This window comes from Bacteriovorax sp. HI3, assembly GCF_059738875.1.
Genome location: NZ_AP026946.1, coordinates 2,970,525 through 2,992,279 on the forward strand (window position 1 = coordinate 2,970,525; position 21,755 = coordinate 2,992,279).

21 protein-coding genes and 1 tRNA gene are annotated in these 21,755 nt (G+C 41.4%); 8 read left to right on the forward strand and 14 right to left on the reverse strand.

The features are described from left to right. Positions 1–110: 110 nt before the first annotated feature. Complete coding sequence (locus AC6JA8_RS14645; RefSeq protein WP_497974472.1) at positions 111–467, forward strand: hypothetical protein; 357 nt, start codon at positions 111–113, stop codon at positions 465–467. Here the strand turns inward: AC6JA8_RS14645 and AC6JA8_RS14650 are convergent. Further along, the gene (locus tag AC6JA8_RS14650) at positions 458–880 is read right to left on the reverse strand and encodes a bacteriohemerythrin (protein ID WP_497974473.1); all 423 of its coding nucleotides are present in this window, start codon (positions 878–880) and stop codon (positions 458–460) included. The genes AC6JA8_RS14645 and AC6JA8_RS14650 overlap by 10 nt on opposite strands. Positions 881–1,057: 177 nt before the next feature. Here AC6JA8_RS14650 and AC6JA8_RS14655 point away from each other — a divergent pair, with 177 nt between their 5' ends. Continuing rightward, positions 1,058–1,357, forward strand: a complete 300-nt coding sequence (locus tag AC6JA8_RS14655; RefSeq protein WP_497974474.1) for a hypothetical protein — start codon at positions 1,058–1,060, stop codon at positions 1,355–1,357. A gap of 139 nt (positions 1,358–1,496) precedes the next feature. On the opposite strand, the gene AC6JA8_RS14660 is transcribed toward AC6JA8_RS14655, so the two are convergent. Continuing rightward, positions 1,497–1,573: transfer RNA gene (locus AC6JA8_RS14660), tRNA-Arg, on the reverse strand. 140 nt (positions 1,574–1,713) lie between these two features. Between AC6JA8_RS14660 and AC6JA8_RS14665 the strand changes: the two genes are divergently transcribed. Continuing rightward, the gene (locus tag AC6JA8_RS14665; protein ID WP_497974475.1) at positions 1,714–2,595 is read left to right on the forward strand and encodes a class I SAM-dependent methyltransferase; all 882 of its coding nucleotides are present in this window, start codon (positions 1,714–1,716) and stop codon (positions 2,593–2,595) included. Here the strand turns inward: AC6JA8_RS14665 and AC6JA8_RS14670 are convergent. Continuing rightward, on the reverse strand, positions 2,579–3,202 hold the full coding sequence (locus AC6JA8_RS14670; RefSeq protein ID WP_497974476.1) for an RluA family pseudouridine synthase: 624 nt from the start codon (positions 3,200–3,202) through the stop codon (positions 2,579–2,581). The genes AC6JA8_RS14665 and AC6JA8_RS14670 overlap by 17 nt on opposite strands. A 158-nt stretch (positions 3,203–3,360) precedes the next feature. On the opposite strand from AC6JA8_RS14670, the gene AC6JA8_RS14675 reads away from it, so the two are divergent. Next, the gene (locus AC6JA8_RS14675; protein ID WP_497974477.1) at positions 3,361–4,365 is read left to right on the forward strand and encodes a phosphatase PAP2 family protein; all 1,005 of its coding nucleotides are present in this window, start codon (positions 3,361–3,363) and stop codon (positions 4,363–4,365) included. Positions 4,366–4,563: 198 nt separating this feature from the next. Continuing rightward, the gene (locus AC6JA8_RS14680) at positions 4,564–6,561 is read left to right on the forward strand and encodes a DUF3943 domain-containing protein (RefSeq protein ID WP_497974478.1); all 1,998 of its coding nucleotides are present in this window, start codon (positions 4,564–4,566) and stop codon (positions 6,559–6,561) included. A gap of 71 nt (positions 6,562–6,632) precedes the next feature. Here the strand turns inward: AC6JA8_RS14680 and topA are convergent, their stop codons facing one another. Genes topA through AC6JA8_RS14695 form a run of 3 tightly spaced genes read right to left on the reverse strand, consistent with a single transcriptional unit; the run spans position 6,633 to position 12,120 of the window. Further along, complete coding sequence (gene topA / locus AC6JA8_RS14685) at positions 6,633–9,122, reverse strand: type I DNA topoisomerase (protein ID WP_497974479.1); 2,490 nt, start codon at positions 9,120–9,122, stop codon at positions 6,633–6,635. Between the two features lie 38 nt (positions 9,123–9,160). Then, positions 9,161–11,314 (reverse strand): LysM peptidoglycan-binding domain-containing protein, encoded by a 2,154-nt coding sequence (locus AC6JA8_RS14690; RefSeq protein WP_497974480.1) that lies wholly within the window; start codon positions 11,312–11,314, stop codon positions 9,161–9,163. 20 nt (positions 11,315–11,334) lie between these two features. After that, positions 11,335–12,120: a tetratricopeptide repeat protein gene (locus AC6JA8_RS14695; RefSeq protein ID WP_497974481.1), complete on the reverse strand. Its 786-nt coding sequence runs from the start codon at positions 12,118–12,120 to the stop codon at positions 11,335–11,337. A gap of 94 nt (positions 12,121–12,214) precedes the next feature. Between AC6JA8_RS14695 and AC6JA8_RS14700 the strand changes: the two genes are divergently transcribed. Both AC6JA8_RS14700 and AC6JA8_RS14705 read left to right on the forward strand, forming a co-directional pair. After that, positions 12,215–12,481, forward strand: a complete 267-nt coding sequence (locus AC6JA8_RS14700) for a hypothetical protein (RefSeq protein ID WP_102244561.1) — start codon at positions 12,215–12,217, stop codon at positions 12,479–12,481. 2 nt (positions 12,482–12,483) lie between these two features. Next, the gene (locus AC6JA8_RS14705) at positions 12,484–13,275 is read left to right on the forward strand and encodes a M48 family metallopeptidase (RefSeq protein ID WP_497974482.1); all 792 of its coding nucleotides are present in this window, start codon (positions 12,484–12,486) and stop codon (positions 13,273–13,275) included. A 36-nt stretch (positions 13,276–13,311) separates the two neighbouring features. On the opposite strand, the gene AC6JA8_RS14710 is transcribed toward AC6JA8_RS14705, so the two are convergent. From AC6JA8_RS14710 to AC6JA8_RS14720, 3 genes are read right to left on the reverse strand one after another with little or no spacing between them, the layout of a single operon-like run. Further along, positions 13,312–14,469: an endonuclease/exonuclease/phosphatase family protein gene (locus AC6JA8_RS14710; RefSeq protein ID WP_497974483.1), complete on the reverse strand. Its 1,158-nt coding sequence runs from the start codon at positions 14,467–14,469 to the stop codon at positions 13,312–13,314. 46 nt (positions 14,470–14,515) lie between these two features. Beyond that, entirely contained in the window at positions 14,516–14,983 is a 468-nt protein-coding gene (gene bcp, locus AC6JA8_RS14715; protein WP_497974484.1) for a thioredoxin-dependent thiol peroxidase, read from the reverse strand. 8 nt (positions 14,984–14,991) lie between these two features. Next, on the reverse strand, positions 14,992–15,771 hold the full coding sequence (locus tag AC6JA8_RS14720; RefSeq protein WP_497974485.1) for a hydroxyacylglutathione hydrolase: 780 nt from the start codon (positions 15,769–15,771) through the stop codon (positions 14,992–14,994). A gap of 29 nt (positions 15,772–15,800) precedes the next feature. On the opposite strand from AC6JA8_RS14720, the gene AC6JA8_RS14725 reads away from it, so the two are divergent. Beyond that, the gene (locus AC6JA8_RS14725) at positions 15,801–17,075 is read left to right on the forward strand and encodes a M48 family metallopeptidase (protein ID WP_497974486.1); all 1,275 of its coding nucleotides are present in this window, start codon (positions 15,801–15,803) and stop codon (positions 17,073–17,075) included. On the opposite strand, the gene AC6JA8_RS14730 is transcribed toward AC6JA8_RS14725, so the two are convergent. The 5 genes from AC6JA8_RS14730 to AC6JA8_RS14750 all read right to left on the reverse strand — a co-directional run bounded on the left by AC6JA8_RS14730 (position 17,040) and on the right by AC6JA8_RS14750 (position 21,748). Next, positions 17,040–18,032: a GNAT family N-acetyltransferase gene (locus tag AC6JA8_RS14730; protein WP_497974487.1), complete on the reverse strand. Its 993-nt coding sequence runs from the start codon at positions 18,030–18,032 to the stop codon at positions 17,040–17,042. The two genes, AC6JA8_RS14725 and AC6JA8_RS14730, sit on opposite strands and share 36 nt — an antisense overlap. 1 nt (position 18,033) lies before the next feature. Next, positions 18,034–18,897 carry an alpha/beta fold hydrolase gene (locus AC6JA8_RS14735; protein ID WP_497974488.1) on the reverse strand — a complete coding sequence of 288 codons (864 nt, stop codon included), beginning with the start codon at positions 18,895–18,897 and terminating at the stop codon, positions 18,034–18,036. 66 nt (positions 18,898–18,963) lie between these two features. Further along, complete coding sequence (locus AC6JA8_RS14740; RefSeq protein ID WP_102244569.1) at positions 18,964–19,857, reverse strand: polysaccharide deacetylase family protein; 894 nt, start codon at positions 19,855–19,857, stop codon at positions 18,964–18,966. Positions 19,858–19,873: 16 nt separating this feature from the next. Continuing rightward, entirely contained in the window at positions 19,874–20,749 is an 876-nt protein-coding gene (locus tag AC6JA8_RS14745; RefSeq protein ID WP_497974489.1) for a hypothetical protein, read from the reverse strand. A gap of 12 nt (positions 20,750–20,761) precedes the next feature. Then, a complete protein-coding gene (locus tag AC6JA8_RS14750) occupies positions 20,762–21,748 on the reverse strand; it encodes a hypothetical protein (protein ID WP_497974490.1) in 987 nt (328 codons plus the stop codon). Positions 21,749–21,755: the final 7 nt, after the last annotated feature.

Consider the following 21,755-nt stretch of genomic DNA (forward strand, 5'->3'; position numbering starts at 1 on the left):
TTTCAAAAGAAGTATAACAAGAAGAATATTTTTTACAAAATAAATTTTATGATGATGAATGTCAGCAAATCTGAATTGCTCAACTATAAAAGACGTTCTACTATTATTGCATGTTAAAATTAATTTCTCTTTTACTTCTCTTGAATTCAGCTCCTTCATTTGCCAATGAAGAAGAAAACTTTATCTGCTCAGCTTTTTACGTGAAGCCTCTTGTGGCCAAGGTCAATGCACCTAATGCACGCGACAAGTTCAAGCACTGCTCAGTTTCGTGCATGCTGACACTTCGATGCGGAACGCTCGACGCTTATAGCGCCGGCCTTCTCAAAGAACTACTAGACATGATGGGAATGGGAAATCCAGAAACGGCCGACATCCGTGCCAACGTGGCAGGAATTACTTTTGCTAAAAATAAAGAGGCCACTAACGATGAAGAATGTATGAGTCTTTGTGGGAAACTTTATCCCTGAGCGCTCGCCGCTTGTTTCATAAAGGCTTCGGGGTCTTTTAAGTAAGCACCTGTCACCATGTCCATCGTCACAATGTGATTTTCAATCCACGACTTGAATTCAAATTCAAAATAAAACTTCAAAAGACTCACGTCTTTAGTTAAAGCGTACTCTTGAAACAATTGGTACATAATTTTTTGAACACGTTTATGCTCGTTTGAATGACATCCTAGAATAGGACAATTTGTTTCCGCCATCATGTCTTCTTCAAAAAGAAAATGATCTCTTAGATGAAAAGCAAACTCTTCCAGCATTTTTTCAATGCGAGCGTGGTCGTAGTCTTTAGTTGATATGAGGTATTCGTAGATAGTGTTGGCCAGTTCAAGCTCTTCCGCGTGAACTTCGTTCATGTCTTCGAATGGGACTTTATTCATTTTTTGTGTATCAAATAACATATGATTTCCTCTTTACTCTAAAAAACCATATTTGCCAAAAAGAAACCATGAGGCAGGTCACATTTCACCAACCGTGAAAAGATTCTTTTTCAGGCACTTGCCCCTCTCTTCCTCCATCTGCTATGTCCCTTTCAACAATTATTATAGGGGGTCACTATGAAACTTGCTCTAGCGGTATTAATGATGTCATTTTCACTTTCTAGCTTTGCCTTTACGGCCACTATGCCAAAGGCCTGTGCTCAAAAAGTATTATCTGAAATTGGTGAAGGATCAGTTCAATCAAACGCTAAAGATATTCTTAGTGATTTAAAACTTGATTGGAAAAATAACCCAGAAAAAGAAACTGCTCACTACGACGATTGTGGTCCATCTGACTTTTTCTACATCACAGTAAAAAAAGACAGCTGTGAAATCATCGAAATCGGAAGCGGCGATAGCGACGGCGAATGCGACTAAAACCCACTCCCCTACATTTTAATCGTCAAAATTGCCTAGATACTAGGCGCGCGTTTCAGTGCGCTTGTCGCGTACTTCAGTACGCGACAAGCGCAGTGGAACAAGCAACGACGTAGATAGGTAATTTTCACGATTAAAATGGCGCACCCTGAGGGATTCGAACCCCCGACCAACTGGTTCGAAGCCAGCTACTCTATCCAGCTGAGCTAAAGGTGCGCTGATCTGGAACCCCTAGTATAAAAACGAAAGCACACTTTAACAACTTTTAGCTCCCAAAAGGCCTTATAACCCCCTAAAAATGCCACCTTTTTACACAAAAGCTTGCGAGTTTTGACCTCCACCGCTATAAACCACCCATGACAAATTTAGTTTCTGAAAATATCCCTGGCTACACTCTGCTCGATTCTGGTTTTGGTAAAAAGCTCGAAATCATCGCAGGCGTGACTGTTGAACGTCCCTCTCCTCAGGCCATCTGGGCCCCGCGCCTTTCTGAAGGTGAATGGAAAAAGGCCACATCTGTTTGCATCAGAAAATCTGATGGCGGCGGAACGTGGAAACACAGAGGCGACAAAGAGCCACAAGACTTAGTGCTTGAATGGGAAAAATTAAAATTCAAATTGAAGTTCACATCGTTTGGTCACTGCGGAGTTTTCTTTGAACAGCAAGCTGTCTGGAACACACTTCTTCGCGAGACTGAAGCTCTTCAAAAAGAACTGGGACGCCCGATTAAATTCTTAAACCTGTTTGGTTACACTGGCTGCGCAAGCCTTGCAGTTCTTTCAACAGGAGCAGAAGTTTTCCACGTCGATTCAAGCAAAGGGGTTTTGACTTGGGGAAGAGAAAACGCTGAGCTTTCTAAACTCGACACTAAAAAAATTAAATTCGTTCAAGAAGACGTTAGAGGCTTTATTAAGCACTCACTTCGCAAAGGATTTAAATACGACGCTATCCTTGCCGATCCACCGAGCTGGGGTCACGGGGCCAATAAAGAAGTCTGGGAATTTGAACAGATGATCCATGAAATGGTCACTGACTGCTACAATATCTTAAACCGCGAAAAGAGTTTCTTCTTTCTATCGTCTCACACTCACGGTGTGCAGTCGGAAGCTTTAAGAAACATCATGAACGATCATAAATCGAAAAAAGAAGTTGTGGTTGGAGAGCTTGGAGTTCGCCACTCGAATGACCCGAGAGTTCTTCCAGCGGGAATCTATTCACTAGCTAAAAATATCGTTTAAATTCGAAAGGCAAAGGGGCCGTGACTGAGATCAGTCTACCTTGAAACTGAAACTCTAAATGGTGAGAGTGCAGGAACAGTCGTTCTGCTTTATCAGCTTTGCCGTAGAATGTATCGCCTAGTAGCGGATGATTGCGAAGAGCTGACTGCACACGAATCTGGTGCATGCGTCCGGTCTCCAAAGTGAAACTCATGAGCGAGACACCATTTTTATAATCTTTCTTTTCAAAGTATGTGATGGCCTTCTGTCCGCCTTTTAAAACCTTCACCATCTTTTCTTTATTCTTCACCTTCTCTTTTTTAAGAAAGTCTTCCATCGTCCCTTTCTCGCTTTCCCATTCGCCATGAACTAAAGCGATGTAGGTCTTCTCAATCGTTCTTTCGTCAAAGATGGTTTGAATGTCTTTGTTGATTTCAGGATTTTTAGAAAAGAGCATGGCCCCGGAAGTGTCTTTATCAAGACGGTGAAGGATCGCCAGCTCAGGGTGGTCTTTTTTTAGAAGGTCATAGAGATTCTCGCGGGACTTATCCACAGTCGCGTGAACGATTAAACCAGATGGCTTATTCACGATTAGAAAATCAGAATCCTCATACAACACTTCAATCATGTTTGATATGTTAGCAAATCGTCGACAATTTAGGCAGTGTAAAAAAAGAGAGACAGGCACTTTTTCTTAACTAGTGGCAAATTCAATCTTTAAGTTTGGTATTCATCTTGCTTTTCTTAGCAAAGAATAAAATAGCGATCATCACTAAAGGATGTTTAATGAAAACAGCTCTTCTACTCTTAAGTGCTCTGACTTTAAACCTGAACGTTTATGCAGCCGATATCTACGACTCTCGTTGGAAACACGAAGTCGACTCCATTTTATCCTGCCAAAACACGCTTCAAGGTTGTAGTGCAGAACAAGAGCTGCAAATCGCGACAATTATGGGGAGAACGACTCCTACAAAACAATTAAGTAACTTTATTAAGGCCGATAAACAGGCACAGCCTCTGTACATTCCTCTCGACATGAAAAACCAGGAACTCGTCGCCCTGGCCGCAGCAACCAGCTTAGGTGTTGTTGCTTTTGCCAATGACAGAGCTATCACTGATTTCGCTGTAGAACATAAAACTGTTATGTCTGACCCAATCACCACTGTAGGAAATTTCCTAGGAAGAGAAGCCACTATTCCTCTTGTCGCTGGATCGTATTTCCTTGGTGTGGTTTATAAAGACAATAAGCTTAAGCAAGTGGCCCTCTTCACTGTAGGCGCTACAATTGCCGGCCAGCTAGTTACAGAAGGAGCTAAAAACTTCTTCGGTAGAATGAGACCAGCTCAGAGTGAAAACCCGTATAAATTCTACCAGGAAAAAAGTAAATCTTTCTTCTCAGGACATACAACTCAGGCCTTTACCATCGCAACTATCGTCTCTGAAATGTATAAAGACGACTACCCAGTTGTTCCCTACGTGGCCTACGGTCTGGCCTCTCTAACGGCTTACGCTCGCGTGTATGGTGAAAACCACTGGGCCTCAGACGTACTTACTGGTGCGATTATGGGAACATTTGTGACAAGATTATTCCTAAGTTTTATGAAGCAAGATAAGAGTAAAGAAAATGGTGGACTCTCAGTTTCTCCTGGAGTTGATCCACTAACAGGAACGCTGATGGTGAATGTGAACTACGTTCCTAAACAAAAGGCCTCAACGCTAAAATGTGCGAAAATCAGCGACCAAATCGAAAGAGCTAAGGCGTGCATGGCCGAAGTGATGAAACAGAAATAAGCCTCTAAAACCCCTGTATAAACGAAGGCCTCATCCAATGGATGGGGCCTTTTTGTTTGGAACCTGTTAGGAAATCTGCACCTGTCTAAACCTTAGACACCCTCTCTCTCCTATCTCATGGAATTTTAAGCCAAAACCCTCGGCATTCTTCTTGCTCTATGCTCTGTAATTAATGTCATTTCTGTGGGAGATCTTTTTATGAAGACTTACTCATTATTTGCTCTTTTACTACTTACAGTTTCTTTTGGAGCTTCTGCGGGATTGATCCCACAAAAGAAAGTCTTAGTTTCTGTTGGTGATTTAAAAGACAATAAAAGCAAAGAATGGAAAAGAAGCACATGTCTTCAGGTCTACACTATTGCCAATCAAATTACAGAAAACGGAACAAACGTTACTTGTCGAGAGTTCGACACAGATAACTTTATGGATGCAGATCTACAAAAACTTTCTAAGTCATACGACTACCACTTGCGAATTACAAAAAATAGAGACTCTTCTCTATCGATGGATATCACAAACTGGTCGCGCGTTCACGACTCGGACTTTAAAGCTGTAGGTTGGGAATTCAAAGATAGTGCGACATCAAAAGCTTCTAAAGAAGATGCCTTCGCCAAAGTTCTTGGGAACATTTTCTTATATACTGACAACGAACTTGCCTACAAGGCCGGTGTTCTTGCTAACGGTGCGTTTGAATCTAACCAGATTTCATACGACGAGAAAAAAGGCGTATTCTTAGACAATATGACGATGGAGCCCATCTCTATTAACAAAGCAATCACACTTTATGAAAATGAATCACCAAGAAAGAAGAACTATTTAAGAACTGGTATTGAAATTGGTATCCAGCTTTCAGCGGCCATGGGGATCTACTACAAGAACCTCGTCTTTAACCAAGTTGACTTCGACTACTCTCTTTCATCAGGTCTAAAAGGAAAATACGTTACAGGTGACGCCATCCTTTTTGATGACAACGATAAATTCTCAAACTACGGACACACTTACGCCGGAGTTATGTACTACCAGACAGCGCGTACAAACGGATTTAACTCTCTTGAATCAGCGCTTATCGGATTTGCTTCTTCAACTGCATGGGAAACACTTGAGTACCACGAAGTTATGTCGATCAACGACCAGATCTTAACTCCGATTGGTGGTTATGTTATCGGTGAAGCAACTTACCAAATTTCATGTGCACTTGTTTCTAAAAACTCTCTAGGAGCAAAGGCCCTTGGTTATACACTAAACCCGAACATGGCCTTAAACCATGCCCTGGATAAAGCTTATAAAGGCGACAAATACGCAGCTCAACCCGACTGTAAAAAGCCTCGCTGGTCAGACATCTCAGTTTACGTTGGTCTTGAAAAAGGACAAAAGGCCTACGAGCCATCAAAAAATAGCGATTACGTTATTGGTATGAATGCAACAGTTGTAAAGATGGAAGACTACAACAAAGAAGGTAAAGGCGGACAACTAGTTTACGATACAGCAATGTCTAAAATGATCGTAGAACTAAACGGTAACCAAGGTCTGACAGATCTTCGAGTTGTAGCACAAGTTGTAATGGCGGCCTACCACCAGAAGAACATGACAAAAGATGAAAAAGGACAACTGCGTGGATATGACTTAATTGTTGGTATCGGCTCAGGGTCTACATGGCATGACCGCGGAGGCGCAGAGCTTTCAGATAAAGAAGATTTCTACGGTACAGTTAATATTTTAGGTGCAACTGCTCACGCAAACATCAACTACAACGGCTTTAACATCAGAGCGGACTTCGGTATCTACGGTGACTTCGCGATGGTAAAAGCATACTCACTGGAAAAATACAGAACAGCTAATGGCGGTATTGATAATGAATCAAGTGTAATGAAGAGAAAAGGATACTACTGGGGAGCTGGTGCTTCAGCAATCGCTGCGATCTCTATCTCAAAAGGAAGATGGGAAGTGGGATACTGGGGACAACACTCTAGTGCTACAAGTATCAACAATAGAAACAGAGTTGAAGCGACAAGTGGTAACACATTCTCGGATACAATGCACATCAACCGCGTGTATGTAAGCTTTAGCTTAACAAAGAACTTAAAACTTCAACTTTCTCATGAATACAACATCAGAACTGGTTCAATGAATGGTGATGCTTTTGAGACGAAAGGAATTGAAAAGAGAACAATGGGAACACTCGTCTATAAATTCTAAAGCGGTCAGGGAGCCCTAACTCCCGGCAAGCAGATAAAAAAAAGGGCCTCGATAAGAGGCCCTTTTTATTTTTATTCTGCTGCTTCTTCCATAATCTCACCAGACTCTTCGTCTACATGAAATGGAGTGTCCGCGATATCGACGCGGTGGCGACACTTAGGACATTCTAACTGCTTGCCGTTTTTCTTCGTGAACTTCTCTCCCATCACCGGGTGCCCACAAGCTGAACAGTCAAACGCGTATGGCTTCGTCCACATAGCATTTGAGCACTCTGGGTAATTTGAACATCCGTAGAATAGTTTTCCATAACGGCTCTTCTTCTCTGCGAATTTTCCAACTTTACAAAGCGGACATTGAACATCCAGAGTAAATGGTAAAGTTGTCGCACACTGAGGGTAATCCTCACAGGCAAGGAACTTTCCGTATTTCCCTTTCTTAATCGCTAAACGCTTACCGCAAGTTGGGCATGGGTCTTTAGCAAATTCTTTTTCAATAATTGTGATAACGCCATCTAATGACTTTTTAAAGTCCTCAGTCGAGTTACAGTCCGGGTAGTTTGAACAAGCAAGGAACTGCCCGTTTTTCCCCCATTTAATCTGGTATTCACCATCAGCACATTTACGGCAATGAACCCCTGTTGGGATGGATTGCTTCTTCAGGTTTTTCATTTCGTCTTTAGCTTTTTCAAGCGTCAACTCAAACCCTTTCCAGAATTCACGTAAAACTTTTTTCCAGCTGACATCGCCTTCTTCGATTTTATCCAGAAGCTCTTCAACTTTAGCTGTGAATTCAATATCCATAACGTCAGGGAAACTCTCCACTAACATTTTACAAACCACGTTTCCAAGCTCTGTTGGAACGAAGCGGTTTTCAATTTTTTCTACGTAGTTTCTATCTTGAATATTGGAAATGATCGCCGCGTATGTAGACGGGCGTCCGATTCCATCTTCTTCAAGAGCTTTAACCAGAGAAGCTTCATTAAATCTTGGAGGAGGTGAAGTCCAGTGCTCTTCCATATCAATGGCTTTTTTCTGAGCAAATGACTCTCCTTCCGAAATATCCGGAAGAAGCCCTGTTTTTGGCTCTTCGCTCTCTTCTGACTCATCTTCATTCTTTCTGCTTTGTTTTTCCGCAAGAGAATCAAGATAAACAGTTCTAAACCCAGGGAACTTTACAATTGACCCATTTGATTTAAAAAAGTGTCCGCCTGCTTCAAACGTCACAGTTGTTTGATCGATAACGGCCTGAGACATTTGAGAAGAGATAAACTTGTTCCAGATTAGTTCATAAAGTTTTTGTTGGTCAGGATCTAAATCCCCACGCACTTCATCCGGCGTGAACTCAAGGTTAGTTGGACGGATGGCCTCGTGGGCATCTTGTACCTTACTAGTTCCTTTTTTCTTATAAACAATTTCTTCTGCTGATAAAAAATCTTTTCCATATTTCTTTTTGATGTAGTCGCGAACTGACTTCATCGCTTCCGGCTCTGTTCTCACCGAGTCCGTTCTCATATAAGTGATCAAACCTTGTAGACCGTGGTCTCTTAGCTGAACCCCTTCATAGAGCATCTGAGCAACCATCATCGTTCTCTTCGCAGTAAAGCCCAGCTTGTTAGCTGCTTCCTGTTGAAGCTTAGATGTTGTGAATGGTGCAGTTGGATTTTGTCTTCTTTCTTTTTTCTTAACTTCAATCGCTTTTAGACTCTTGCCTTTAATGTCTGACAGAACACTCTTTGCAAGCTTTTCCCCGGCGTTTCCATCAAGTTCAGTTTTCTTCCCTTGCTCTTCACCGTAGTAGCGCACTTCAAAGTTAATGCCTTTCTTTTCAAGTTCACCTTGAATTGAAAACCATTTCTCTGAAACGAATTTTTTGATCTGGTCTTCGCGCTCAACAATAACTCTTAAAGCTACTGACTGAACACGTCCCGCAGAAATCCCTCTTTGAACTTTGTCCCAAAGGATTGGCGAAATTTTATAACCCACAAGGCGGTCAAGAACACGTCTTGTCTTTTGCGAGTCATACATTGGCTGATTAAGTTCAGTTGGATTATCAATCGCATTTTTAACGGCAGTTTTTGTTACGGCGTTAAAAACAACTCTATGGATGCTTTTCTTTTTTCCGATTTCTTCAGCAAGATGGAAAGCGATCGCCTCTCCTTCGCGGTCCATATCGGGTGCGAGGTAGATTTGGTTGGCGTGTTTTGCGAGTTCCTGAATTCTTTCAATCTTATCTTTTTTTCCGGTAATCGGAACAAGGTCTAGTGCGAAGTCATCTTTAACATCAACGCCCAGCTTTGATTTTGGAAGGTCCTTGATGTGTCCGTTAGACGCCACAACCTGAAATCCCTTCCCTAAATATTTTTTAATGGTTTTTGCTTTTGACGGAGACTCAACGACCACCAGGTCATAATCTCCGTACACTTTTTCATTATCGTCTTTATCTGCCTTGCTGCCAGCTACTTTCGGAGCTTTTTTGGCCACGACAGCTTTTGCTGCTTTTGCTGGTGTCTTTTTCACGACGACTTTTTTCGCCGCTTTTTTAGCAACTGCTTTTGCACACATGTTTTTTTACCTTAGTGTCTTAATTAATTTTTTGGTAACTACTTTTTGAGATCAGTATTCAACAACTCATCCACTTCTTCAAGGTCAAACTCTGTTAGACCGTATGGATTCTCTTTGTTATTGATGTCTTCATCGAGATATTTTCTTCCGATGTCCTTCTCAATTTCGTTTAGTGACTCAAACGCATTAGGATCTTGTTGTTTAGATTTCTTCTCTAATTCTTCAAGACTCTGCTGTTCTAAGAACTTGTCTTCATCCACTTTCGATTCATTGAGAGAGCCCTCAGCATCTCTAATTTCCGACTCGAGACGATCTAACTCTTTAACATCGCGCTCAGAGTCTTTGATTACTGACTTGTCGCGCTCCTGACGCTCTAGCTCTTCTAGCTCGTCTTCGGTTAATTGAATTTTATCAGCTTTATTTAAAATATCTTGGCTTACATCATCAAGATTTAACTCTACGTCTAACTCATCAAGTGCTTTGCCTTCCATTTTCTTGACATCGATAAGCTTGTCTTTGCCTTTTAAGCGAATGCTTCTTGCCTGCTCTTCCTGAGTTCTTGTAATTGCAATACTTCCCACTGCAATTTCATTCATTGAACCAGTAATTAAGGCCGTAGCAAAATTGTCAGTAATGTTAATAACTGTCAATTCACCAATTTTATACGTCGGACTTGGAGTGATTTTTCTCTGAGTCCCGCGATCAACAAAAGAATAAATATCAAAAACGTTTCCTAACTCCACACCATCGGCGCGCCCGCGGTCAAGATAAACGACATCTCCGTAAGAGAGCCCTGAGATCGAATCACGGTAACTTCCAATAATCGCAGCTTCAACATTTCTTCTGCTAAACGTCTTGGCAAGCTTTCCAATCTTTGGTGTGTACACTGTGATACGGTCTTTTCTTTGAACAAGCCCCGACTGCTCTACGACCTGACACTCCCACACATCATCAATTTTTCTGACGGCCTTTATTTGGGCCGTAGTCGTGTATAAGAATCCTGAGCGGTCAGACACCGGATGTTTCACTTCTCCACCTGAAGTGTAGACAGAGAACATGTCCCCTGGTTTTACCTTCGTTGATTTGTCAAAATTAACATAAAGAGTTTCAAGTTTATTAATAAAAACAGACTCTTTCGGTGATGCTTTAATCTCCCCTAAATCCTGAACAACGTTCGTTGTAACAAAAGTATTTAAGAAGAAACCTTCTTTGTAATTGAAAACAATTTTATTGCTCTTATCAAAACCGGTGCTGTCATAAACTTCAGACGGCTCTGCAATAACGATATCTGACATTGGTGGATCGTATTTTTCGTATTCAGTGTTGCGCTGTTGTTTTTCCAAACGCTCTAAATCTTCATACGTCTCTTCTGAAGCAAACTGGAAATACACCCCTTGATCCAGAAGTTTCTTTCTTTCCTGAATCCAAGAAGGACGGTTCTTATCATCAGAACTTGTGTAAGCCCCACCGCCTTTTGCTCTTTCGATTTCATCATCGCTAAACTCACCCACTTGAACTTGTGGGAAAGTGTCGGCATCCCCTGTATCGAAGGCCAGAATTGTTCCTGGTTCAATCTCATGCGGGTTAGTAATCTGCGGATTTAGCGACCAGATTTTTGAATAATAAAAGCCTGAACCAAATAGCGACTTCGAAATCTTCCAAAGGTAATCACCTTTTTGAACTTCGTATTTCTCTAATTTTGACTTAATCGCCAGGTCATCCCACTCTTTTCCCGTGATTTTGTGCTGAACGTATTTAGAGAGCTCTAAAAGCTTCTTCTCTTCACTTCCGACATCAAAATTAACGCCTTCATCGGCGATAATTTCCGCTTTATCATCGGCCGCACTAGAAACATTCTGCCCCTTAGGACTCACTACGTTTAAAGGGCCTTTTTGATCGGCTGGCTCAACAGGAGCTTTGCCTTCCATGACTGTTGGGTTTTTAGCTGGCTCTTTATCAAAAACAATTTCCCCCACATCTTCTTTCAGAGATTGAAGGTCATCTTGTTCTTCGAGAGTCGACATCTGTACATCAGAGCTTGGTGCCGGAGCGGAATCGCCAGATGGATTCAGTGATTCAAAAACATTTACTTCTTCCAGGTCAGCATTTGTCGGCTCCTGCGCGTGAACTTTCCCACTAGCAAGACTCGCCAATAAAACCAAAAATAAATACTTGTTCTTAGATACTGCCATCCTAGCCTATCCTTAACTTTTTAAGTTGCTTCAAAGAAATCGTGTAACAGCGAATAGTACTTCGCTTGTTTTTCAGGCTGCTTTAGTTTTTCACTACACACAACCAACTTCCCCAGGGCCTTAATAACAAATCCTGAGAATGCATATTTGCCAATGATTTCTTCATACACTTGTGAGGCCAGGTCGAATTCACCTTGAGCAAAAAGCAGATCGCCCAACATCATTTTTGCGCGGACAACGATTTGTTTTTCTTTTGAAGCTTCAAGCTCCTTTAAGATGATTAGCGCCTGTTCAAACTTATTGACCTTAACTAACTCCTGCACTTCGCGCAGTCTTGAGATCTGGTCATCAATTTCATCTGTGTTATTAACAGTCTTCACTCCCAAACTGGTTGGAAGGGCCGGACCTTTTTCTTCTTTAACTGTTGCAAGCGCATCTACACCATCAAGATTAGGTGCATCTGGAATAGCGTGATCAATCTTATTGACTAACTCAGAAGGATCAAGCACCGTGCTCTCCGCAATTTCGGGCTTCTTCTGTTCATTAGGGTTTGCTGCTGGCTGAGCAGCTGCAACCTCTTGTGATTTTAAATTCTTGGATTGATTTAAAAGATCGTTGTACTTTCTAGCAAGCTCGTCATACTGCTCTTTTGGAACTGTCGACGACTGCGATTGCACTCCATCATTTAAAGCAGAGTCCACTGTTTGATCGCGATGCAACCAAAGCGATGAACATGAGGTTAAAAACAGGGTGCTACATAATAGCAAACCGCTGTTTATGGCCTTACTGGCATAAATCCTCTTCACTTTTTGTCCTCCATGACTTGTAAATGTGAATGCGATAACTTAACTTTTATTCTAAATCAGATCAGATACATGTCAAACGTGTTTTAAGGGTTCTATGTCAAATCAATCCAGTCAACTTTTTCACTACATCATCAGACTTAATAAAGAAGATTCAGCTTTTTTCTATTTCCAGCTCGAGGCCAACGATGGCATCTGCTTTTACTCAACCATTGAGCACCCTCATCACGCTCAGTATAGAGACATCGAACTTCGTGGCGATTTAAACTTAAAAGGTGAAATGGAACAGATCCTAAAAGAGTGTTCTAAGAAATTTAAGATCGATATATTACTTGATGAAACTATTGCAGATAAAAAAGGTTAAGTATGAAAAATATTTTTTTAATCGCCCTACTCCTTATATGTGCTTCTTGTTCAACAACTCCAGTGACGGGAAATAAAGCTTTTTTATTAACGTCATCAGAAACTGAAAATAAACAAGGTGAAGACGCTTACAAAGAAATCCTTTCAAAAGAAAAAGAAGTGAAAGGAACACCTGAAGCAAGAATGGTCGAAGAAATCGGAAAGCGCATCGCCGCTGTCGCTAATCAGCCAGACTTCAAATGGGAATTTAGAACTCTACAAAGTGATGAGCCCAATGCCTTTTGTCTTCCAGGCGGAAAAGTGGCCGTTTACACTGGGATCTTTAAATACGCTAAAAACGAAGCTGGACTGGCAACAGTTATGGGACATGAAATTGGACACGCAATCGCCCGCCACGGTGGTCAGCGCATGAGCCAACAAATGGCAACCAACGCTGCTCTTGCAGGATTGGCCGTTGTTGGTCTTTCAAAAATGGACAATACAAAAAAGACTGTAGTCATGGCCGCTCTTGGAGCAGGTGCGACTTACGGAATCATTCTTCCTTTCTCAAGAAAGCATGAAACAGAAGCTGACGAGATTGGATTAGTGCTTATGTCAAAAGCAGGATACGACCCTCGCGAGTCTGTTAATTTTTGGGATCGCTTTTCTCAAGCGAGTGCAGGGAAAGCGCCACCTGAATTTTTATCAACTCACCCCAACAGCACTAACCGTAGGGATCACTTAAGAGAGCTTCTGCCAAAGGTTCTTCCCGATTACGAAAACTCAGCAAAACTTGGAATTGGAAAAAATTTATAATAAAAAAAGGCCCTCATAACGAGGGCCTTTTACTTTCTACTTTTTCTTCGCTTTCTTTTTATCAGCTTTCTTCTCTACTTTCTTTTCTTCTTTAACTGGCGCAGGCTCTGGGTAATTAAGTTTTACCACTACCGCAAAGTGATCCGAAAATCCCATCTTTTCTTTTGTCTTGGCACTTGTATCGAAGCGATTCGGCACCATAAAAGTTTTAACGTCTTTTTCGTCTTCACTTCCCAGACCTTTTCTCACTTCTTTTAGTGCAAACTTTGGAAGGTAGATTTCAAAGCTTGCGACGTCGATCTCTAGGTCTTTTCCGTCCTTAAGAGCGCTAGTGAAGAAAATATGGTCTAGCATGTTCCACTGGTTTTTCGGAGGGTAATAGTAAGTTCCTTCCGGTAATTTCTTTTTTACATCGTCGCTAATCGATTTATCAGCTTTGAATGTATCGGCCAGGTCAGAAAATAGATTGTCCTTATAAAGAACTGTTTTAAATGGGTGTGGGTTGTTTTCATCGATAGTGTTGAAATCCCCCATCGCAATAATTCCCATATTAGGATTTTTTGCCAGGATTTCTTTTACTCTTGTGGCCAGTACTTCAGCGGCCTTCACACGCCATGAATCCGGGTTTGCCAGTGAAGGCCAGTGGTTAACAAAAATCGTTAACGGCTGACCGCCAACAGTGAACTCCACTTCAAGAATATTTCTTGATGGGTAGTCAACTGGAACGTGGTGTTCAGCGCGAGAGATTTTTTTAATGTCTGGTGATGTTTTATAGAGAAGAGCAACGTCGACACCACGGTTATCCGGGCTGTCTGTCATCTCCATATTTTCGTAACCAAGCTTCTTAGCTAAACGGCCAACCACATTTGGGTTTTCCACTTCAACTAAACCAAGAAAGTCAGGAGTGCCTGCTCTTTCTTTAGTCACGACATCGACGATCTGAGAAAGTTTGATTTCAACTTTTTCATCAGTCCAATCAGCGTCGTAACACTCTTGTCTTCTGTATTTACTTTTTTCTTTAGCGCAGGCCTCTTTTTTTCCCGGGGCATCTTTTGGTAAAAAGCTCCAGTCAATTTTGCCTTCGTCATGAGTGGCATCAAAAAGGTTTTCTACGTTGTATGACATAATCTCCACAGACTTTGCCTGTGCATTGACTGCCATAATCGCAAGTAGCAATGATAAAATCATTTTCATGAAAGTAAGCTCCTTCTTAAGTGAATGAGCCTAAAATCTAACAGACTTAGAGTTCAGTGACTAGCGAAAGCACGTCGTCATGATGGGTTTTCGTTTTGACGTCATCCATTATGTGCTTGAGTTTACCATCGCTCCCAATAATAAATGTTGTGCGAAGGATCCCCATGTACTCGCGTCCCATGAATTTTTTAAGGCCCCAGACTCCATACTTTTCAGCAATCGCATGGTCTGGGTCAGAAAGAAGTTCGAAATTGAGTTTTTCTTTTTCAATGAATTTTTTAAGTTTTGCCGGCTCATCCGGGCTAATTCCAAAAACAACAGTGTTAGCTTTCGCCAGTTCTTTTTTAGAGTCGCGGATACCACAGGCCTGAGTCGTGCATCCTGGAGTCATCGCTTTGGGATAGAAATAAAGTACGATCGTTTTATCTTTGATTTTTTTTAGATCTACCTGTTCACCATCTTGGTTTAAAAGAGAGAATAAAGGTGCTTTAGTTCCGACTTTAGGAAAGGCCATGAGATCTCCTACCACTTGTTTCTTAATTCACGAAGTTTAATGAAAATAGTTTTATCACTCTCACCTTGAAGCTGCAAATGCTTCTGAATCTCTGCTTCTCTCAAACGAAGAAACGTATTTATCTCGCGTTCTTTTTTCATATTGTTGATGAAAAAAACTTCGTTGAGATTAACGCCTTCCAACTTATTCAAGTAGGCCTTCGCATTTTTATTGCTGACCTCAATATTGAGAGTGAATTCCAGGTTTCTTTTTAAATACTCATGTCCGGGATAAATCAGAAGTTCATCTGGATACTGAGAAAAAATCCCACTGATTGTTTCATACAGCACTTCCGGGTTTCCACCGTTATGACAGTTTCCGACTCCCGCATTGAAAAAACAGTCACCAGTAAAAAGAGCGTGCGGCACACCTTTTTCTTTAAGCATTAAGCAAATGTGAGACATCGTGTGCCCCGGAGTAAAAACAGCTTCCAGCGACCAGTCGCCATTTTGATAAACCACATCTCCATCTACGAGGTCTTTGGTTTTTCCAGGGATATTGGCCTTTTCATGGGCATAAACAGGACACGGGTAAGCTTTTAAAAGCTCCTCATTGCCTGAGTAATGATCACAGTGGTCATGGGTATTAATAATCCCTGCGAGCTTCTTACCCTCACCTAAAAAGTCCTTAACTTCCGAGGCATTAAATGGATCAATACAATAAATGGCGCCATCAGAAAAAGTGATGATATAGCAGAAGTTTCGTAGGGTATTCTTAAAGAAGATTTGCTGAACTTTCATAGGCTTCATACTATAATAGTTAAGAGAGGAAATAAATTATGGAAGCTAGTTTTTTTACCAAAATTTTTTTAGTGGCCCTGTTTGTTAAAAGCTTGATCGAAAGCCTATTAGACAAACGCAATATGGATCACATTATCAAGCACAAAAATGAAGTGCCGGAAAAATTCAAAGATCAAATCACACTCGCTGATCATCAAAAAGCTGCGAGTTATTCAGTCGAAAAAATCAAAGCGTCACAAGTTTTTCACTTAGTTGATTTAGTGGTTTTTTTAGGATTGACTCTTCTGGGTGGACTGGAGCTCATTAACCACTTCGCCATGGGCTTTTCGGCCTCACCGATTATGACCGGGCTTATCTTTTTTGGTTTCCTGGGAATTTTTAGCAGCATCGTCTCGCTTCCCAAGACACTTTATTTCACCTTCGTTATCGAGGAGAAGTATGGCTTTAACAAAACCACATGGAAAACATTTCTGGCAGATATGTTTAAAGGTGCTTTATTGACGGTGGTTCTTGGTGGCCCTATCGCCTACGCTATTTTATGGTTAATGGCCAAGATGGGGAACCTGTGGTGGGTTTACACTTTTCTTTTCCTGAGCGCAGTTCAGTTACTGCTTCTTTTTATTTACCCGACTTTTATCGCACCGATCTTTAACAAGTTCACTCCACTTGAAGAAGGTGAAGTCAAAAATAAAATTCTTAATCTTCTCGCTCGCTGTGGGTTTACCAGCTCAGGTCTTTTCGTTATGGATGCTTCAAAAAGAAGCGGCCACGGAAACGCATACTTCACAGGTTTTGGGAAAAACAAGCGCATCGTATTTTTTGACACTCTTTTAAAAAGCCTTGATGCTGAAGAAGTTGAAGCTGTTCTTGCTCATGAACTTGGTCACATGAAAAAGAAACACGTGATCAAAGGAATGATTAAGGGATTTCTTTTTAGCTTTATTGGCCTTGCGGTTTTAGGTTATTTAAAAAACAACACGGCCTTCTTTAACGGCCACGGTGTTCAGACCATCACAGACTATATGGCCTTAACGTTATTTTCAATGGTGGCCGGGACTTACACTTTCCTGCTGACTCCACTTTCTTCTTACACATCAAGAAAGTATGAGTATGAGGCCGATCAATTTGCCTCTGAGAATGCTCAGGCGGGAAAACTTATTTCAGCTTTAGTGAAGATGTATAAGGACAACGCCAGCTCACTGACACCAGATCCTGTTTTTAGTAAATTTTATTATTCTCACCCTCCCGCATTGGAGAGAGTGAGTTTCTTAGAAAAATTACAAGGTGTAAGGACGGAAGTCCGAACGAACTAAAGAATACATATGCATATCGCGGGGTTTACCTTTTAAGTACATCGAAGCTTTTAAGGTCCCCTCGTAGTGCATCCCTAACTTTTCCATCACTCGTGAACTCTGCGGATTTAAAACATCACAACGGCACTGAAGTCTTTCAATCGCAAAATGTTTAAAAGCGTAATTGATGATCGCCTTTGATCCTTCAACGACTAATCCTTTCCCCCAATGCTCTTCACTTAAAGCGTAAGCAAGTTCAAAGATGCGGTTTTTAGGACTTGCCGGGATAAGCCCTACACTTCCAATCACTTTCCCTTTAGGATCATCCTTTAAAACCAGGACCATTGGTTCAGGTGCACCTTTAGCGTAAGAGCTTTGGGCATAATCAATAAACTTTTGAGTGTCAGCAATCGTCTGGTGTGGCTCCCACGTTACATAACGGGCCACATTTGGATTCTGGCAGTATTCAAAAATATCATTTAAGTCTGTTTGTTTTACTTTTCTTAAAATCAGGCGCTCTGTTTCAAATGACTCCACAGGAAAAGGCGCAAACTCTTCTAAAAGAGGAAAGCTCTTCACTGCTTCTTTAAAAAAAGTTTCGAGCTCTGGAGTAAAAGCTGCCAGTCTGTTGCAATCGATATCCAGCTCGGCCACAAAGTGTCCGGCCTTATCGGCAATCGGAACCACAAGCTCCGAGCGAGTCTTCAAACTACAGGCAATATGAGTGGAGTCTTTAGTCACATCGGCCACATTCACTGTGCGCTCTTCTCTGAGTGCCATTCCACAAAAACCGCGGTCAATAGGAATGCGGACGTGATCAGTATGTTCACCAATAAATGGCCCTAAGACTAAGTCTGTCGAGTTCAGTTTATGCAGGTAACTTTCTTTGTAGTAAATCCCAATCCAATCGCACACTGCTGGTTGTTTTGATTTGAGAGTTTCAAGCCACGCTAGAACTTTCGCGAAATAAATATCCATATTAAGCCGTCTTGCTAAAAAGCACTTCGTTAAAAACAGTTTTTAAATGATCGAAGTATGGTTTTCTGTATTTTTCGATCTCATTATGTATCTCATGGTAAGCACCATCAAAAACTTTAAGCTGAAACGATTTATCCACCGTCGTAAAGTATTCAATTAAATCGCGGCTTCCCACTACGTGGTCTGCTCCACCAACTGAAACATAACTCGGGCAAGTCGATCTAAGTGGTCTTGAGAAAGTGCTCTTAACTGTCTTCATGATTTCAAACATAAGTTTTGATTCAAGCTTAAGTGAGTTTAGCGGGTCTTTGATATAATCATCTTTCACGCGTGGATCGTGGGAAAGGTATTTTAAATCAACAAGTCCACCAAGCCCTACAGAATATGGAAGATTACTTGCCGAATTAAAAAATCCCATTGGTAGAACTTTTACCAGTGTTCCTAAGAAACCGTCAGCACCACATGGTGGAGCATTGACGATCAGGCGCTCTGGATAAATATTTTCGTCTACATAGTTTTGAATAAATGAACACGTAATCAGAGCACCCATAGAGTGTCCAAAAAGCACGTAGCGGTTCATGCGGTATTTTTCTTTTAAAAATCTCGTGATCTCTAAAAGGTCTTCCATATAAAGATTAAAATCTTCGATATAAGCTTTTTTCCCCGTGCTTCTGCCGTGGCCTCTTAAGTCGTATTGAAAAATGTTGAAATCGTGGCCGAAGAGGTCCACTAAGTATTTGTGGCGCTCAAGGTGCTCCTGGACTCCGTGAGTTGCGATAATCCAGACCGGGCTTCCTGACTCTTTCACCTGAGTGTAGAGCTCTGCTCCGTCGCGCATTTTAAGAAACTTTTTATCCATGAACATTGGGGCCCCCAAAAAGATTGATGCCCCAATTCTACAATAAGATCTAAATAAAAAACAGCCTCGAAATTATTTCTTAAGCAGGCGGCATTCACGCCCTTGGTATGAGTATTCAGTGACTTCGTTAAGAGGTACAACTTCAATACCTTTGTCTCTGAAAGTCTTTAAAAGAACTTCTACTGTGTCTACCGAACGAGAATGGATATCGTGCATTAAAACCACGCCTCCGCCCATTGGATTTCTGATCGTATACTTCTCTTTTTTAGGTTTTCCTGACCATCTTCCTTTTACCATATTGTAGGCCGTTCCACCTTCGATGTTCGCAAGGATGTTTGAAATAACATCTCCCTGATCCATTGGTTTTAACCAATCCAGAGAGTCAATATCCCAAAAAGCAAAGTTGATACAGTTATCGCCAAAAAGTTCCTGAGAAACCTCTTTCATCACATTCATGTGGTGGTAAGAAAGAGAACCTGCTCCGTAAGCTCCATATGGAAAACGGTAGTAGATCTCTCTATTAGGTGCATCGACGCTCTCAAGCACCTGAGCGACATTTAAAATCGATTTCTTCAATCCTTCTCTGTAATCCACTTCTGACTTTGAATTGTTGTTCTCGTGGTCGTGGTGGTGACTAGCGATGATATGACCTTCGCTTGCGACACGCTTAATAAGTGGAAGAGTTTTATCGTTGAATTTTTCTGAAAGCATGAAAAATGTCGCTTTCACATTGTACTTCTTTAGGATTTCCAGAAGACGTGGAGTTTGAACTGGATCTGGTCCATCATCAAAAGTTAAAACCACTTTTTTCGTTCCAAAAAGTGAACGCGTTTTATACTGATCAAAACCAGTGTCTCTTCCTGGCCTATAGTCTTTTCCCTCTTCCGGGAATTGTTTATCTGTAATCACCTGAGCGTGGCCCAGAGACGATAAAAGTAATAGTGCTGAAAGTGCTAATGTTTTCATTTTTTATCCGTGGTTGTTAGTTGCAAAGTTTTTCAAAATCAGGATTCACTTTCCCTGCCTCATACTTGATCATCTTCCAGTTATGAGCTTCATCAGGGTTATCTTTAAAACGACAGAGGTTTCTAAGGACGCGGCTAGTGTCACTTCCACCCAGGGCCATTTTTTTTACATTTTCTAAAACGCTGATGACCGTGTTGGCATCAGACATAGCAAAGACTTCTTCAACATCCTGAGCGACCAGGCGTTTATCAGAAGGATTTTTTCCTTTGGCGATACGAAGAAGAGCGTCTGCTTTCGCTGTTCCCGTGTAATCAGCTGTCAATTTGATCAGCTCATCCGTTTTCATGCTTTCACTGTCAAATTCGCGCAGGATATCCAGCGCTTCAACCTGAAGCATTTCTGCATCAGAAGCAGCTAATTCATGTAGCATTTCCCAATTCACTTGAGACTTAAGAGATTCATCTTTTCTCAGACTCTCTTTCATAATTTTTAAGTTTCTGTTGATAAGAATGTGCGCCGGCGTTCTTTGATCATCAAAGTACGCATCGTCCTCACCTCTTGTCGTCATTCCACAGAAGTCTTTTTTCAAGCAGGCATACATATCAGGGATATTATTTTGAGCGGTTTTAAAGAAGCTCTGGGCGTTCTCACGGCTTACCAGAGTCTCAGGTTTAGCAGCGTAATTGGTAATCTGCTTCCACTCGTCGCCTTTGATATTTTCTGGTTTTAAATTTTTTGTGATTTTTTCGAAATCGCCTTCTAAAATTTCTTCCGGCGTCTTCTCTGCTTGGACTTCAGTTGTCTCTGTAGGGACAGGAGTGGTGGTGGAAAGTTTCCACCACACACCTGCTAATCCCATGACAACTAAAATAAGGGCAATTATTTTTTTCATCTGATACTTTAATTACTTTAAAATTTTATCCAGTGCAGTTCTGTTGTTAGTAGCAGCTTTTAGGTTGCTTGTTACTTCCATTACAGCGTCAGCAACTTCTTGCTCAAGTTTAAAGTCAGCAACCATATCTACTGATAGAGTTCCTTTGAAGTCTAAAATCTTGTTCAGGTTTTTTTCGAATCCCTTGTCGTGGTGCTTGTATGGAGATGATGAATCATCAAAGCGACAAGTCTTAGAGATTGATCCTGAGTTATATTGTCCGGCCCACACACCTCTGATTAGGTTGATGTAGCTAACTTTTTTCTTTTTAAACAGACCTGATTCAGCAATACACTTGTACTCTGTTACGTTTCTGTAAACCGGGTTGAACCCTTTCATCAGGTGACCGATTCCGTACTCAAGAGTTGATTGAACACTTTCGTATTTCTTGTTAGCTAAGAAATCGTCAAAGTGCCATCTGATAGAAACTTGCATTAGAGATAAATCTGTACCATCTCCACCGCGGATAATTTGTGTAAGTTTGTCAGTCTTGATGTCTTCGCAGTTTGGAAGAAATGGTTTTTCTGCAGTCTTGAAGTATTGGTTAAACAGGCTGTAGTTTGTTTCCCCTGCTTTTTTAACCAGGTCACCGTTGTTAACTTCAGTTCTACAAACGTCTGATCCCTCTACGCCTCTGTACTGGATGTAAAGACCTTCTTGCATAGGAACTGTAAGTGCCATAGTAAGAATTGCGTAATAGGCTTGAGTGTCCCCTGCCTCAAGGTACTTTTGTCCTTGTCTGTCGGCCTCTTTAAGAATTAAGCGAACCAGGTCTGATCCGTACTTGTTCTTAGAAGCTGCGTCCCCTTGGTCGCGGAAAACTGGACCCGCTAGAGTGATTTCCGGGTTGATTGTGTACATCATTTTGTCTAGAGCCTTGTTACGTGCCGGCTCTCCAGCGAAAGCTGATGTAGTTACGAGTGAAAGTGCTGCGATAGTCCCCAATAATTTTGTTGTCATAGATTGC

What these genes read in the sequence shown, in the direction of transcription:
- AC6JA8_RS14645 (WP_497974472.1), top strand. Translation starts at nt 111, where the DNA reads ATGTTAAAATTAATTTCTCTTTTACTTCTCTTGAATTCAGCTCCTTCA.
- AC6JA8_RS14650 (WP_497974473.1), bottom strand. Translation starts at nt 880, where the DNA reads ATGAATAAAGTCCCATTCGAAGACATGAACGAAGTTCACGCGGAAGAG.
- AC6JA8_RS14655 (WP_497974474.1), top strand. Translation starts at nt 1,058, where the DNA reads ATGAAACTTGCTCTAGCGGTATTAATGATGTCATTTTCACTTTCTAGC.
- AC6JA8_RS14665 (WP_497974475.1), top strand. Translation starts at nt 1,714, where the DNA reads ATGACAAATTTAGTTTCTGAAAATATCCCTGGCTACACTCTGCTCGAT.
- AC6JA8_RS14670 (WP_497974476.1), bottom strand. Translation starts at nt 3,202, where the DNA reads ATGATTGAAGTGTTGTATGAGGATTCTGATTTTCTAATCGTGAATAAG.
- AC6JA8_RS14675 (WP_497974477.1), top strand. Translation starts at nt 3,361, where the DNA reads ATGAAAACAGCTCTTCTACTCTTAAGTGCTCTGACTTTAAACCTGAAC.
- AC6JA8_RS14680 (WP_497974478.1), top strand. Translation starts at nt 4,564, where the DNA reads ATGAAGACTTACTCATTATTTGCTCTTTTACTACTTACAGTTTCTTTT.
- topA (WP_497974479.1), bottom strand. Translation starts at nt 9,122, where the DNA reads ATGTGTGCAAAAGCAGTTGCTAAAAAAGCGGCGAAAAAAGTCGTCGTG.
- AC6JA8_RS14690 (WP_497974480.1), bottom strand. Translation starts at nt 11,314, where the DNA reads ATGGCAGTATCTAAGAACAAGTATTTATTTTTGGTTTTATTGGCGAGT.
- AC6JA8_RS14700 (WP_102244561.1), top strand. Translation starts at nt 12,215, where the DNA reads ATGTCAAATCAATCCAGTCAACTTTTTCACTACATCATCAGACTTAAT.
- AC6JA8_RS14705 (WP_497974482.1), top strand. Translation starts at nt 12,484, where the DNA reads ATGAAAAATATTTTTTTAATCGCCCTACTCCTTATATGTGCTTCTTGT.
- AC6JA8_RS14710 (WP_497974483.1), bottom strand. Translation starts at nt 14,469, where the DNA reads ATGAAAATGATTTTATCATTGCTACTTGCGATTATGGCAGTCAATGCA.
- bcp (WP_497974484.1), bottom strand. Translation starts at nt 14,983, where the DNA reads ATGGCCTTTCCTAAAGTCGGAACTAAAGCACCTTTATTCTCTCTTTTA.
- AC6JA8_RS14720 (WP_497974485.1), bottom strand. Translation starts at nt 15,771, where the DNA reads ATGAAGCCTATGAAAGTTCAGCAAATCTTCTTTAAGAATACCCTACGA.
- AC6JA8_RS14725 (WP_497974486.1), top strand. Translation starts at nt 15,801, where the DNA reads ATGGAAGCTAGTTTTTTTACCAAAATTTTTTTAGTGGCCCTGTTTGTT.
- AC6JA8_RS14730 (WP_497974487.1), bottom strand. Translation starts at nt 18,032, where the DNA reads ATGGATATTTATTTCGCGAAAGTTCTAGCGTGGCTTGAAACTCTCAAA.
- AC6JA8_RS14735 (WP_497974488.1), bottom strand. Translation starts at nt 18,897, where the DNA reads ATGTTCATGGATAAAAAGTTTCTTAAAATGCGCGACGGAGCAGAGCTC.
- AC6JA8_RS14740 (WP_102244569.1), bottom strand. Translation starts at nt 19,857, where the DNA reads ATGAAAACATTAGCACTTTCAGCACTATTACTTTTATCGTCTCTGGGC.
- AC6JA8_RS14745 (WP_497974489.1), bottom strand. Translation starts at nt 20,749, where the DNA reads ATGAAAAAAATAATTGCCCTTATTTTAGTTGTCATGGGATTAGCAGGT.
- AC6JA8_RS14750 (WP_497974490.1), bottom strand. Translation starts at nt 21,748, where the DNA reads ATGACAACAAAATTATTGGGGACTATCGCAGCACTTTCACTCGTAACT.